Consider the following 13,783-nt stretch of genomic DNA (forward strand, 5'->3'; position numbering starts at 1 on the left):
CCGAACAGCCGGTGAGGTTGACGGTGGTGTTGCCGGAAAAGAGCGCAGCCTGGGAGGCCGACGGACTGAGCGCCAGCACGCAAGCTTTGGAGGCGTCATTGATCAGCGCCACCGCCCTTGCCTGTTCGGCAACGGGCGCCTGGTTGAAAATCGCCGTGAAGTAGCGGTCGAGGTTCTGCTTGACGATGACCTCCACTGCCTTCTTCGCGGTGTTCGGGCCGGACAATGGCGGCGTGTTGACCTGGATCGTGCCCGGCGTGGCAAAATTGTTCGAGGTCGCGGACTGCGTGGCGGCGGCGATGATGGTCGGGTTATCGGAACCCGCGACTTTCTCGAGCGCGCCGGCATAGGCCGCGGCATCGGCAACGGCCTGCAGCTTGAGGCTGCTGTAATACCAAAAGGATGTCTCCACACCGAGGCCGGCGCCGCCAACCACGACCGGCAAGGTGAAGGCAACGATGACGGCAACGTTACCGTTCGTGGCGCGCCTTAGGCGGCTCAAAGCAAACCAAATCCGGGTGAACGCGTTGGATGCCATATGTATTAGAAACCACGAATAGATAAACGAATGTCTAAAAACTCCATTCCGATTCGACGTAGTCGAACGGGCTAGCTAGGCGCAAGTTGCAGCGACCGCGCAACATCCTGTCGGAGGTTCCGCCCCAATCGACGAATGCGAAATATGCCGCTATCGCGAACTTTGTTGTCGACCAAGTGACATTTAAATGCCCCCTCTGCGAAGAAGCTATCGAGAAGACAGGGGACACCGCGCTGCCGGTAAGGGGAAAGATCGGCTCACGCCGCCTCAGGAACTTTGTGCAATCCGTCCGGGGCTGGCTCTGAGGGCCACACACGCCCGAAACCAACCACTCCAGCCACGTTCAGTCCGTGAGGCGCCCACGAAAGAACGTGGTGCCGTCGGTCAGCTGCGACCTGGAAATATCCCGGAACCCAGCTTCGGCCATCCACCCGCGATACTGACCTTCCGTGTACGATTCGCCTGCGCGGTAAAGGTTCAGGAAGGTGAGATTGAGAAAGACACCCTCTGGCGGGCCGAGGCGGTCGTCGTCGACGACACCCCACCCCGCAATTGCGATCTCGCCTCCCTGTGTGAGGCAACGCGCCGCGTTCAGGATCGAACTGCGCGCCTGGTCCGGCGGCAGGACCTGGACGACGGCCTTCAGGATCGCCAAGTCATGCAGGCCGGTCGATGGCGCGACCGTTATGTCGCCTTCTTCGACAACCATATCGCCGGCACCGTATTCCGACAGGATCGCTGGTGCGACCGCTGCGACCGTCGGGAGTTCCATCAACGTCGCCGCAATATGCGGCCATCGCTCGCGAAGTCCGACCAGAATGGTCCCGGCGCCGCCGCCGATGTCGATCACCGAACGGACCGCCGAGAGGTCCAGCTCACGGGCCAGATTCCGGCCGAAAATCACCCCTCCCGGTGCGAGCATGCGGCTGAAGGCCGCTGCGGATTCTGGCCCCGCTTCAGAAAAGTCATGCAGCGCGGCCGGCCGGTTCTGCCGCAGCGACTCTGCGGTCAAAAGGTCGGCTCCCCAGAGTTCGCGCAGCAGCACATGATCGCCGCCGCGATAGGTCGGCTTGGACGCGTCGAGAAACTCCGACGCTTCGGCTCCGTTGCGAAACTGACCATCCTCGACGTCGAGGAGACCGATGCTGGCGAGCGCGTACAGGAGCCGCGACAGACGAGCGGGCTCGACTTTGAGCGCTGCCCCAAGGCTGTCGGCAGTCGCAGCATCGCCGCCGAGCCAGGTGAAGATGCCAAGGTCCAGCCCGGCACGAAGCGCCAAGGCGGGGGGCACCCCTGTGATCAGCTTGTCGATCCGATCGGAATCCACCATGTCATATCCCGTTGTGCGATCCAGGATCGACTTTGAACAGCTCGGCCAACCTCGTCAAATCAGTTCGCCAGCGCGCCGCTCTCCGCGTCGAGCAGGTTCAGCTTGGCGGTATCGGGTTCGACATAAAGGGTATCTCCGGGGCCAGCGCTGATCCTACCAGCGCCCGCGACCGTTGTGCGCCGGCCCGGCATACCTCAAAAATCCGGCTGTGATAATGGCTGGTCGCGCCTTCGGACGCTACGCAGGCAAGGCCAGCAGCGCCAGTCCGGCCAGCGCCGAGCCGGCCAATGTCGGCAGCATGCCGATCCTCAGTTTCAGCATGGCGACCATAGCGGCTGCCGCCAGCAGCGCGGCACGCCAATCCAGCGACGACAGCACCGGCACCTCCATGCCCAGGCGAACGCGGTGCACCGCGCCGAAGACGACATGCAGTGCGAACCACAGCGCAAGGTTCATCACCACGCCGACGACAGCCGCTGTGATCGCACTCAGCGCCGCCGACAGTGCCTTGTTGCCGCGCAGCGCCTCGATGTAGGGGGCACCGAGAAAGATCCAGAAGAAGCACGGCACGAACGTCACCCAGAGCGTCAGCAATGCGCCGAGCGATCCGGCCACAAGCGGTCCCATCGCACCGGCGTGACGATAGGCGGCGACGAAGCCGACGAATTGCAGCACCAGGATCAATGGTCCCGGCGTCGTCTCGGCCAGGCCAAGCCCATCGACCATTTCACCCGGCGCCAGCCAGCCGAACGAGGTCACCGCTGCCTGCGCGACATAGGAGAGTGCGGCGTAGGCGCCGCCGAATGTGACCACCGCCATCAGGCTGAAGAAGCCGCCAAGCTGTGCCCAAACACTGGCAGGGCCGGTCAGCGCCAGGATCAGTACGACCGGCCCGAGCCAGATCGGCAGCCAGATCGCGATGGTGCGCGGCGCGTGCCATTTCGTCGGCTTGGTGTGAGCGAGTTCGCCGCGTTCGAACATGACGTCGACGGCGCCCCTGACATCGGGCAAATTGTCCTTGCCACGTGCGGCTCCGGAAAAACGCGCCGGTACCAAGCGGTTGCCGATCCAGCCGGTCAGCCCTGCAACCAGGATGATCAGCGGAAACGGCAGCCTTATGACATAAATGGCAAGGAACGCGGCCACCGCGATCGCCATCATCACCCGGTTCTTGAGCGCCCGTTTGCCGATGCGGAGGACCGCCTCGACGACGACGGCCAGCACCGCCGCCTTGATGCCGAAAAACAGCGCCTCGATGACGGGCGCATCATTGTAGAGCACGTAGAAGATGCTGAGGCCCAGCATGACGAACGCACCGGGCAGCACGAACAGGATGCCGGCAACGAGGCCGCCGGCGGTCCGGTGCAGCAGCCAGCCGATATAGATGGCGAGTTGCTGTGCCTCGGGGCCTGGCAGAAGCATGCAGTAGTTGAGCGCATGCAGGAACCGCTGCTCGCCGATCCAGCGGCGATCCTCGACCAATTCCTTGTGCATCAGCGCGATCTGTCCGGCCGGCCCGCCGAAGGAGAGCAGGCCGATCCTTGCCCACAGTTTCGCGGCTTGGCGGAAGGTCGGGACGATCGGAGCCTCGGTAGCCTGTGCATCGTCGTCCGCGGCGAGGGCCCTCATGGCGCTTTGCCCGCGCTGGGCCAATTGTGGGTTTCGTCAGTGGCATCGCGGCACCATCTGAAGAACGCATCGTAGAGCAGCATGCCGGCATCAAGCTGTTCGAGATCGTCGCGGAACTTGCGCGACAGCCCGAGCGATGCAGCGAGGAACCCGGCCGCCTGCGGTACGAGATCTAGGCGCGCCGTATCGGCTGCACGCACGATCAGCGCAAGGCGATCGAGCGCTTCGGACCGCAACCCGAACTCTTCGATCATCGTGTCGAAGGTGCAGCGCTCGCCGCGATGGCTCCAGAACACGTCGTCGATGTCGAAGGCAACCGCCCCAAACCGATCGGCGGCCGCCAGCACTTCAGACGGCTCGACAAACAGGAACACCGCCGAGGGATCGACGAAGCGGCGGATCAGCCAGGGACAGGCAATGCGGTCGACCTTGGGGCGGGCACGCGTCACCCAGACCGTGCGGCCCTTGTCGTCGCGGGGCGGTATCTTGTCGGCCTCGACCAGAAGTCCCTTGGCCGCCTGCCACGCCTCGAAGCCGCCTTCAAGAGATTCGGCAGCAATGCCCTCATGGCGCAGCCATGCGGCAACGCCTTGCGAGAGCTTCAGCCCCTTCTGGCAGATGACGACAGCATGAGCCCCCGTGAACTCGGCCGCCCAGCTCGAAACAGACTTGAAGTCGCGCCGGCACGAGGCCGGAAGCAGCCGCGGATCGACGTCGTAGTCTTCGTCGATGCGGACATCGACAAGAACAGGCGCGTCGGACAGACCGACAAGGCGGGAAAGCTGCGCTACGGTGATTGCGGTTGTTGACGGCATGGCGTCCACCTCCAGAGTGAGAGTTTGGACGCGATCATTGGGCCGACGCCTCACGGGGTCGTCGCGAAGGAACCCCTTGCCACAATGCTGGATTGATCCTTCGTATTTGTCAAGGAAAGAGCGGCGCCGGGGGACCGCGCCTACTGCGCCGTCCAGCCGCCATCCATCGGCAAGGTGGTGCCGGTGATCTGTCTGGCTGCGTCAGAGCACAGGAACAGAGTCAGCGCGGCGAGCTCCTCGACGGTGACGAATTGCTTCGTCGGCTGCGCTGCCAGCAGCACGTCGTGCTTGACCTGTTCCTCGGTCATGCCGCGCGCCTTCATCGTGTCGGGGATCTGTTTTTCGACCAGTGGCGTCCAGACATAGCCGGGCGCGATGGCGTTGACGGTGATGCCGTCCTGCGCGACTTCCAGCGCTACCGTCTTGGTCAGACCCGCTATGCCGTGCTTGGCCGAGACGTAAGCCGACTTGAACGGCGAGGCGACCAGTGCATGCGCCGACGCGGTGTTTATGATGCGGCCCCATTTGCGCGCCTTCATGCCGGGCACCACGGCCTTGATCGCGTAAAAGGCGGCAAGCAGATTGATGCGGATGATGGCTTCCCACTTGTCGTCGGGAAACTCCTCGATTGGCGCGACATGCTGTATCCCGGCATTGTTGACCAGAATGTCGAGGCTGCCCAAGGCCTGCTCGGCTTCGCGCAGCATGGCGGTCACCGCTGCGCCGTCCATCATGTTGGCGCCGGAGTAGCGGCACTGGACGCCGAAATCCTTCTCGATGCCGGCGCGCTCCTGTTCGATCGCCGCGGCTTCGCCAAGGCCGTTGATCGTGACGTTGGCGCCCTCGGCGGCAAGGGCGCGGGCAATGGCCAGGCCAATGCCGCTGGTCGATCCGGTGACGAGCGCATTCTTCGAAGAAAGGGAACCCATGGAGATCTCGCGACTGTTAGGAGGACTACAAAGGCACATAGTTTGTGCGCCGCAACATGACAATGCCATAACCATATGTCGGCGCCATCACAGCCCTAAAACGCGCTTTGCCGGCCTCGCCGAGCGCCGCCTCAAGGCTGACACGGCAGTGTTATGGTGCGGCGCAACATAGTCGGCCGCGCATTCGCGCAGTCATTCCTGAACCATCATCCAACGAATCAGGGGGGCTGTAGCTTGAAATCGCCGATGTCGTGATGCGTGCCTATGCCATGCCGCTCACCAACCGTCCTTTCCGCCCGGCCCGTATCGCTTCTTCGACGCGACGCCCTGAGCTATCCTGCAATCTCCAGCAGGGCCGATACCAGCAAGTGGCGTTCGTCGGCGGACAGCACGTCGGAATCGAAGAGGTTCATGCTGCGCAGCCCTTCGATGGCCAGAAAGCAGACCAGCAGCGTCTTCAGGTCCGGCGTCTCGCTCTTCAGCCGCTGCAGCAGCTGCGACTTGAAGGCTTTTATCGGCGTCAGGAAATCCGGATCCTCGGCGATCGCCGAGAATATCCACGAAGCCGTCGGCTTCGGCTCCTCGCAATCATCCGCCGAGAGCCGGATATAGGTGGCGAGCAGGCTCTCGCCGCTGGCGCCGGCGACACGGCCCGATTCCAGCGCCAGCTCGAACGCGCGCAGGTAATTCTCCACCAGGCCCTGCATCAGTTTGGCCTTGGTCGGAAAGTTATATAACAGGCCGCCTTTCGACACGCCGGCGCGGCTGGCGACGGCGTCAAGCGACAGGCTGCCGGGACCGGTCTCGCGTGCGACATCGGCGGCGGCGGCGAGTATCTTGTCGCGCGAATTTGCCCTTTGGGTCTTCATCGATCCCTTCCCCCACACCAGCCTAGGCGGAATTGACAAGACCGTCCAGACGGTACAGTAAGTTCGCCGTCATTTGTAATCGGGACCTGGCGTCGATAAGTGTCCCGCTATTCGGCTATTTTGCCGGACATCGGCCGAGGGGACAGTTCGTGAAGCGCTTCATCTCTATCACCGCAATTCTGCTTCTGCTCGCTCTGGTGTGCGTCGGCGTTGTCGGCTTCAACCTGTTCCGCGACAACGCTATCAAACAGTATTTCGCCACCATGAAGCCGCCGGCGACGACCGTATCGACGGTTGTCGTCAAGCCTTCCGACTGGACGCCGGGCGTCGAGGCGATCGGCACGGTACGCGCCGTGCGCGGTGTCGACCTTACCGTCGAGACCAGCGGCATCGTCAAGGACATCCTTTTCCATGCCAACCAGAAGGTGCCGGTCGATTCGGTCCTGCTGCAGCTCGACGATGCCGTCGAACGCGCGGATCTGGTCGCGGCCAAGGCGCAGTCCGTGTCCGACAAGACGGCGCTCGAACGCGCGCTGGAGCTGCAGCGGCGCGGCGTCGGAACGGATGCCACGCTCGACACCGCTCAAGCCGCTGCATCGGCCTCCGCCGCGCAGGTCAACAAGCTGCAGGCCGTGCTCGATCAGAAGCAGCTGACGGCGCCGTTCGCCGGCACCGTGGGCATCCCCAAGATCGACCTCGGCCAATATCTCTCGCCCGGCAACGCAGTGGTGACCTTGCAGGATCTGGACACCATGCGGGTCGATTTCTCGGTACCCGAACAGCAGCTGCCGCTGCTCAAGATAGGCCAGGCGGTGCGGCTCGGCCTCGGCGGCACCGGCGGCGGCGCCGACATGCCGTTTGCCGGCTCCATTCGCGGCATCGATCCCAAGATCGACGCTTCAAGCCGCCTGGTGTCCGTCCGCGGCGAGGTCGCCAACCCTGACGGCAAGCTGACGCCCGGCCAGTTCGTCCAGGTTCGCGTCGAGCTGCCGCAGGAGAAAAACATTCTGTCCTTGCCGCAGACGGCATTGACGTCGAGCCTCTATGGCGACTTCGTCTTCGTCGTCGTTCCGGCGAAGCCGGCGGAAGGCGCCCCAGCCGCGAAACCCGAGGAAAAGCCTGCCGCGGGGGCCGACGCAGCAAAGCCGGCGGCAGATGCAAAGCCGGCAGACGCGAAACCGGCTGCCGAAGACGCCGCGGCGAAGCCCGCGGACAAGCCGGCTGTCGACCCCGCGAAGCCCGCGGCAGAACCGGAAAAGCCGGCGCTCGTGCTGTCGCAGGTGTTCGTGAAGCCCGGCCGCCGCAACGACGGCATGGTCGAGATCATCGAGGGCATCAAGGCCGGTGACGAGGTCGTCACCGCCGGTCAGAACCGTCTCTTCAACGGCATGTCCGTCGCTGTCGACAACACCATTGACCCCAGCAAGTCGGCTAACCAGCAGGCTCAGCAATGAACTTTTCCGACATCTTCATTCGCCGGCCGGTCCTCTCCACCGTCCTCGCCTGCATGATCCTGCTCCTGGGTTTCCAGGGCATCTTCAACCTGTCGATCCGGCAGTATCCCAAGGTTGACGAGACGGCGATCACCATCACCACCGCCTATCCCGGCGCCAGCGCCGACCTGATCCAGGGCTTTATCTCCGCCCCGATCGCGCGGGCCGTCGCCTCGACCGAGAACATCGACTACGTCACCTCGTCCAGCCGGCCGTCTTCGAGCACTGTGGTCGTCCAGATGAAGCTCGGCTCCAATCCGGATGTCGCGCTCACCGAGGTCCTGTCGAAGGTGCAGGGCGTACGCGGCACCTTGCCGGATGCATCCAAGGACCCGGTCATCGTCAAGGGCACCGGCCAAGAGTTCGCGATGATGTACATCTCGATGCAGAATCCGAACATGAGCAAGGAGCAGCTCACCGAATATATCGAGCGCGTCGTGCGGCCTCGCATGTCGACGGTCGAAGGTGTCGCCGACGTGCAGATCTTCGGCGCCGAGGAATATTCGATGCGGGTCTGGATCGACCCGGTCAAGCTTGCTGCGCGTGGCGTCACCGCCGCCGAAGTGCTGGCGGCGATCAACAACTCCAACTTCCTGTCGGCGCCCGGCAACACCGAGAACGAATATGTCGTCTCCTCGATCACGGTTCGCTCGACGCTGCAGACGCCTGAGGCCTTTGCCGAGCTTCCGCTGCGCTCGACGGACGGCCAGGTGGTGCGCTTGCGCGACGTGGCGCGAGTCGAGCTTGCCGCCGAGAGCACCGACACGAGGGTGAGCTTCAATGGCAAGCCCGGCACCTTCCTCGCCATCTTCCCGACGCCGGCCGCCAACCCGCTGACAACGGCGGAGGCGATCCACAAGATCGTGCCTTTGATTCAAGAGACGCTGCCGAAAGGCATGACCATCGAAATCGTCTACGATTCCACCGAACAGATCAGCGCCTCGATCGATGAAGTGTTCAAGACCATCGCCGAAGCCGTCGCCATCGTCGTCGTGGTCATCCTGTTGTTCCTCGGCTCATTCCGCTCGGTGATGATGCCGATCGTGACCATCCCGCTGTCGCTGGTCGGCGTCTGCTTTCTTTTGTTTGCGGTCGGCTATTCGATCAACCTTCTGTCGCTGCTGGCCATGGTGCTGGCCATCGGCCTTGTCGTCGACGACGCTATCGTGGTGGTGGAGAACATTCATCGCCACATGGAGGAGGACCACATGTCGCCGATGCAGGCGGCCTTCAACGGCATGCGCGAGATTTTCTCCGCCATCGTGGCCATGACCATCACGCTCGCCGCCGTGTTCGCGCCGCTGGCCTTCACCGGCGGCCTGACCGGCGCGCTGTTCCGCGAGTTCGCGGTGACGCTCGCCGGTTCGGTGGTGCTGTCCGGCCTCATAGCCGTCACCATCACGCCGATGATGGCGGCGCGTCTGCTCAAGGCGGGATCGCACAGTCGCTTCCAGCGCGTCGTCGACGGAACCTTCAGCCGTGTCGAGCATGTCTATGAGCGGGCGGTCACCGCCTCCTTGAGAAATCGACCGGTGACGCTGCTGATGGTCGTGGCGCTGGTTGCGCTCACCGGCTTCATGTTCACCAAGACCTCGAGCGAACTGGCGCCGGAAGAGGACCAGGGCTTCCTCTTGTCTATCGTGACGGCACCGCGCTACGCGACCTCGGACTACACCGAGACCTACGTCAACCAGATCCTCGGCCTGGTGAAGGACATTCCCGAAACCAGGGCGCAATTCTCCGCCGTTGCCTTTGGCGGCGCCACCAACGGCGCCTTTGTCGGCTTCGCCTTCAAGGATTGGGCCGAGCGCCAGCGCAACTCAAAGGAGCTTCAAGCCGATATCCAGGGACGCCTCGGCAAGGTGGCCGGCGTCGAGGCCTTCGTCTTCGCGCCGCCGACGCTGCCGGGCTCCGGCGGCGGCCTGCCGATCTCCATGGTGGTGCGCTCGACCGGTGGTTCCGCCGAGGTCTACGAGGCGGCCGAGCAGATTAAGAACAAGGCGCAGGCCTCCGGCCGCTTCATCGTCGTGCAAAACTCGATGTCCTTTGACGCTCCGCAGGTGACGGTGACCATCGACCGCGACCGCGCGGCGGCTCTCAACCTGCCGATCGCCGACATCGGCCAGACGCTGACGCTGCTGGTCGGCGGCGCCGAAGTGGCTCAGTTCGACCGCGACTCCAACAGCTACGACATCATCCCGCAGGTGCCGAAGGAATTCCGCGACAATCCCGAGAAGCTCGGCGAATATTTCGTGCGTAGCGTGACCGGCGAAATGGTGCCGCTTTCAGCGGTGGTGAAGATTTCGACCAACGCCGCGCCGGCCGCGATCGAGCAGTTCAACCAGCTGAACTCGGCGACGATATCAGCGCTGCCGCTTCCCGGCGTCACCACGGGCGACGGGCTGCAGACCCTGGAGAACCTTGCCAAGGAGAGCCTGCCCGATACCTTCTTCATCGATTATTCCGGCCAGTCCCGGCAGGAGAAGGAGCAGGGCAACACGATCCTTATCGCGTTCGCAGCCGCCGTAATCGTCATCTATCTGGTGCTGGCGGCGCAGTTCGAAAGCTTCCGCGACCCGCTGATCATCATGATGGCGGTGCCACTGTCGATCTTTGGCGCCATCGTGCCGCTCAATCTGGGGCTTGGAACGCTCAATATCTACACGCAGGTCGGCCTGATCACACTGATAGGTCTGATCACCAAGCATGGCATTCTTCTGGTCGAGTTCGCCAACCAGCAGCGCGAGCTGCATGGCATGAGGCGGCGCGATGCGATCGTCGCCTCGGCCAAGGTGCGCTTGCGGCCGATCCTGATGACGACAGCGGCGATGGCGCTCGGCGTCGTGCCGCTGATCGTGTCCAGTGGTGCTGGTGCGGCGGCGCGCTATTCGATGGGCCTCGTGATCTTCACCGGCATCCTGGTCGGAACCATGTTCACCCTGTTCGTGGTGCCGATGTTCTACACCTTCATCGCCAGCAAGGACCTGCCGCACCACGCCGAAAAGCCAGACCCGAAGCTGATGCCGGTGCACGCGGACTGAGCTGCGAACGGCGTTAGCGAACAAACGAAAAGAGGCCGGAAATTTCCGGCCTCTTTTTTGACTGGATTGATTTACCGCGAAGCTCTGATGGAGCTTCAGGCGGGAACTTGCGGTGCGGCATGACCTGGCCGGCTGCGCTGCACCATCGCTCCAAACGCAGTCTGCTACTTGACGATGACGATGCTGGTGTTGGTCGGGCCGAAGGTTTCGACCAACTGGTAGAAGTCGGCGGCATTGTCGGGATGCAGCCGCACGCAGCCATGCGACGCCGGCCGTCCCAGCCGCTTGATGGCGTTGGTCGCATGCACGGCGTAGCCGCCGCTGAAGAAGACCGAATGCGGCATCGGCGCGTTGTCGTATTTCTTCGAATGCCACATCTCGTGCATGCGGGTCGGCTTGAACGAGCCGGTCGGCGTGACATGCGCACTGTCGCCGGTCGAGACCTTCCAGGCGAAAGTCGGCCGGCCATCGACCAGCACTTCCATGGTCTGCTGCGACAGCGAAACACGCGCCACGATCTGGTTTGCCGCGGCATGGGCGGTGCTGTTGGCGGTGCCAAGCAGAAGCGCGGCGCCGCCGGCTGCGGCGGTGACGTTGATGAGTTTGGCGGAAATGGCTTTGTACATGATGGCTCCTCTTTGCCGGTCCTGCCGGCGTCAATTCGGTGGCCGCCTTATCCCCGCGCCATGTTTCAGACTGACTTCGCTGAGGCTCGTTTGTGTTTCGAATCTGTTTCCTCTGGTTAACAAGCAAGGTGGACAAGGAGCGTGCTCCCGTCTTCGCTGCGCACTCCCGATCACGCACCGCCCCCCAAACGAAAGTGCTGATGTCCTTATATGAAAGAAGATTGGCATCGCTCGAAACCGACTTGCAACAAAGCGCGGCCTGGGCGGCATGATCTGGTTACAGGCTCACGGCACAGTCATCCCAACGAGAACAGCCGGCGCCAACGAAAAATGAGCATCAAATCGACAACCCTGTCCTGGCTCTTCAGGATAAGCATCGCCGCATTTGTCGTCGGCGGCATCGGCACAGTAGCCGGCACCCCGATGACGAAACTGGCGGTGATGAATTCGGGTGAGATTTCGACGCTGCATGCCGCGCTGTTCATAGCCTTGGTCTGGATTGTCTCCAGTCTGCGCATCAACCGTCTCAGGGCCCTCTGGCGGGTCGGCCTCGGGTTGAAGTGGATGCGCGGCCCCTCCGGCAACTTGCTGCCGAGAGGACCGAAGGCCCGCGTCGCAACGGGGGGCTCCGTGGGCGACGCGGGCACTTCGGGTTTATCCTGAAGCACCCGCGGTTCTGATTTTGGGACAACCGATGAAGACGAAATCTGCAGCCTCCGTGCTTTCGGTACTGCTCTATGCACAAGGCCTGCTCGGCTTTGCCGGTCTCGCCACGGTTCTCCTGAAGGACCGCGCGCATGCCGCCAGCGAAATCGTAGTCGCCAGCGAATTGCCGTCGGGACCATCGCTTCTGGTGGTGCGCTGACGCCTATGCATGGCGCCCAAGATTGCGCAGCTTTTTTGGGCGAGCCGAGGAACAATCCAGCCTCCCAACCCTCAGTCGGCGCGCTGCGTCGGCGGGTCGAACCGGTAGCCTGCGCCGCGTATAGTTGTGATGGTTTCGGTGTCGAGCTTGCGGCGCAGCCGCACGATGCGCGAATCGATCGAGCGGTCGAAGGCATCGGCATTTTCGGCGGGCGCCGCCGCAATGATGTCGTCGCGCGTCAGCACCTTGCGCGGGCTGGCCAGAAACAGCCTGAGCAGCGCCACCTGGCCCGGCGACAGCTGTTCTTCCGTACCCGAACGGTGCATGACGATGGCCGACCGCAAATCGACGGTGGCATTTTCCAGCACGATCAGTTCCTGGGCGGACCTGCCGCGCCGCGTCAGCAGGCCGCCGATGCGCGCGGCAAGCTCCCTGACATTGAGCGGACTTTCGACGACATCTGCGGCGCCAAGCTCGAGCGCCAGCACCTTGTCGACCAGATCGGCCGGCCGGCAGATCAGGATGAAATCCGGCCCCGCCTTCCCGTCCGCGCTCTGGCCGCCGCCATAACGCCTGAGCAGGTCCCGCCCCTCCGCCTGGCTGAGGCTGTCGCCGACGATGACGATATCGATGCCTCCGGCCGAAAGCAGGGATTCAGCTTCCCAGGGCTGCCGCGCCTCGCGCACGTCATGGCCGCGCCGGTCGAGATGATCGGCAAGATCGCCGGCCACCACATCGGCGACGGAAACCAGCGCGATGACGGATCGTGCAGCCATGTTTTTCTTCCCGTTCCCCCGCAACCGGATATGAGTGCTGGACATCATGTTTATACCCAATCTACTTTCCGCTGAAAGCGGGAGCGAGGCCATAGTGCGGGCACGGATTGTCATCGTCGAGGACGAGCCCGATCTCCGGGACGCGGTCGCCGAGTATCTCGGCGCCAACGGCTACGATGTGACCCAGGCCGGAAGCGCGGCCGAGGCGCGCGCCTTGCTGGAGACGGAATCGTTTCATTTGGCCATTCTCGACATCGCCATGCCGGGCGAGGACGGACTGTCGCTCGGCCGCTGGCTGCGCTCGCAAATACCGGTCGGCATCATCTATGCCACGGCTGCCGGCACCGCACTCGACCGCATTGTCGGGCTGGAGCTTGGCGCCGACGACTACATCGTCAAGCCCTACGAGTTGCGTGAGGTGCTGGCTCGTGTGCGCAGCGTGCTGCGCCGCGTTCCGCAGCCGAGCCCGCCCCAGGCGGCGAAGACACAAGCCGATGGCGGCCGCCGCCTGACCTTCGGCCCGTTCCAGGCCGACCTCGACGGCAGGCTTGTCACCGGCGCCAACGGCGCCGTCATCGACATGGCCAAGAGCGAGTTCGATGTGCTGGAGGTTTTCCTGACCCGCGCCAACCGGCTGTTGACGCGATCGGCGATCTCCGAGGCGATTGGTTTTGTTGAGGATCCTGAATCGTCGCGCGCCGTCGACATTCGCATCATGCGGCTGCGCAAGAAGATCGAAACCGATCCGGCCAATCCGAAATTTTTGCGCACAGTGCGCGGCGAAGGCTATATCTTCTCGCTGCCGACCGGTGACGGGCACTAGAGCAATTACAGGAAAAGTGTACGCGGTTTTCCGCCCGGAATTGCGTAAA

Annotated in this window: 13 protein-coding genes; 5 read left to right on the forward strand and 8 right to left on the reverse strand. The window is 63.4% G+C overall.

From position 1 onward, the window contains the following. The 6 genes from NKJ64_RS06080 to NKJ64_RS06105 form a co-directional block, all read right to left on the reverse strand. Window positions 1-502: pilus assembly protein TadG-related protein (locus NKJ64_RS06080; protein WP_352462158.1), on the reverse strand; the 502-nt coding region annotated here is incomplete at its 3' end. Between the two features lie 379 nt (window positions 503-881). Next, window positions 882-1,868 carry a methyltransferase gene (locus NKJ64_RS06085; RefSeq protein WP_352462160.1) on the reverse strand — a complete coding sequence of 329 codons (987 nt, stop codon included), beginning with the start codon at window positions 1,866-1,868 and terminating at the stop codon, window positions 882-884. Window positions 1,869-2,105: 237 nt separating this feature from the next. Beyond that, on the reverse strand, window positions 2,106-3,497 hold the full coding sequence (gene chrA, locus NKJ64_RS06090) for a chromate efflux transporter (RefSeq protein ID WP_352462161.1): 1,392 nt from the start codon (window positions 3,495-3,497) through the stop codon (window positions 2,106-2,108). Further along, entirely contained in the window at window positions 3,494-4,312 is an 819-nt protein-coding gene (locus NKJ64_RS06095; protein ID WP_023828391.1) for a chromate resistance protein ChrB domain-containing protein, read from the reverse strand. Before NKJ64_RS06095 ends, chrA begins: the two co-directional genes overlap by 4 nt. Before the next feature lie 140 nt (window positions 4,313-4,452). Next, window positions 4,453-5,241, reverse strand: a complete 789-nt coding sequence (locus NKJ64_RS06100) for a 3-hydroxybutyrate dehydrogenase (RefSeq protein ID WP_023828390.1) — start codon at window positions 5,239-5,241, stop codon at window positions 4,453-4,455. A gap of 332 nt (window positions 5,242-5,573) precedes the next feature. Continuing rightward, on the reverse strand, window positions 5,574-6,110 hold the full coding sequence (locus NKJ64_RS06105; RefSeq protein ID WP_023670057.1) for a TetR/AcrR family transcriptional regulator: 537 nt from the start codon (window positions 6,108-6,110) through the stop codon (window positions 5,574-5,576). A 149-nt stretch (window positions 6,111-6,259) separates the two neighbouring features. On the opposite strand from NKJ64_RS06105, the gene NKJ64_RS06110 reads away from it, so the two are divergent. Together NKJ64_RS06110 and NKJ64_RS06115 are read left to right on the forward strand one after the other, a co-directional pair. Beyond that, complete coding sequence (locus NKJ64_RS06110; RefSeq protein ID WP_023670058.1) at window positions 6,260-7,564, forward strand: efflux RND transporter periplasmic adaptor subunit; 1,305 nt, start codon at window positions 6,260-6,262, stop codon at window positions 7,562-7,564. Further along, the gene (locus NKJ64_RS06115) at window positions 7,561-10,644 is read left to right on the forward strand and encodes an efflux RND transporter permease subunit (protein WP_023696405.1); all 3,084 of its coding nucleotides are present in this window, start codon (window positions 7,561-7,563) and stop codon (window positions 10,642-10,644) included. Before NKJ64_RS06110 ends, NKJ64_RS06115 begins: the two co-directional genes overlap by 4 nt. Window positions 10,645-10,808: 164 nt before the next feature. Here the strand turns inward: NKJ64_RS06115 and NKJ64_RS06120 are convergent, their stop codons facing one another. Further along, on the reverse strand, window positions 10,809-11,270 hold the full coding sequence (locus NKJ64_RS06120; protein WP_023683946.1) for a L,D-transpeptidase: 462 nt from the start codon (window positions 11,268-11,270) through the stop codon (window positions 10,809-10,811). Window positions 11,271-11,600: 330 nt separating this feature from the next. Between NKJ64_RS06120 and NKJ64_RS06125 the strand changes: the two genes are divergently transcribed. Together NKJ64_RS06125 and NKJ64_RS06130 are read left to right on the forward strand one after the other, a co-directional pair. Continuing rightward, the gene (locus NKJ64_RS06125; protein ID WP_023670061.1) at window positions 11,601-11,933 is read left to right on the forward strand and encodes a hypothetical protein; all 333 of its coding nucleotides are present in this window, start codon (window positions 11,601-11,603) and stop codon (window positions 11,931-11,933) included. Window positions 11,934-11,964: 31 nt separating this feature from the next. Next, window positions 11,965-12,135: a hypothetical protein gene (locus tag NKJ64_RS06130; RefSeq protein ID WP_023670062.1), complete on the forward strand. Its 171-nt coding sequence runs from the start codon at window positions 11,965-11,967 to the stop codon at window positions 12,133-12,135. Between the two features lie 71 nt (window positions 12,136-12,206). On the opposite strand, the gene NKJ64_RS06135 is transcribed toward NKJ64_RS06130, so the two are convergent. Beyond that, window positions 12,207-12,911 (reverse strand): response regulator transcription factor, encoded by a 705-nt coding sequence (locus NKJ64_RS06135; RefSeq protein WP_023670063.1) that lies wholly within the window; start codon window positions 12,909-12,911, stop codon window positions 12,207-12,209. 94 nt (window positions 12,912-13,005) lie between these two features. On the opposite strand from NKJ64_RS06135, the gene NKJ64_RS06140 reads away from it, so the two are divergent. After that, window positions 13,006-13,734: a response regulator gene (locus NKJ64_RS06140; RefSeq protein WP_023690130.1), complete on the forward strand. Its 729-nt coding sequence runs from the start codon at window positions 13,006-13,008 to the stop codon at window positions 13,732-13,734. Window positions 13,735-13,783 lie beyond the last annotated feature (49 nt).

It is taken from the genome of Mesorhizobium sp. M0062, assembly GCF_040323125.1.
Taxonomy (GTDB): domain Bacteria; phylum Pseudomonadota; class Alphaproteobacteria; order Rhizobiales; family Rhizobiaceae; genus Mesorhizobium.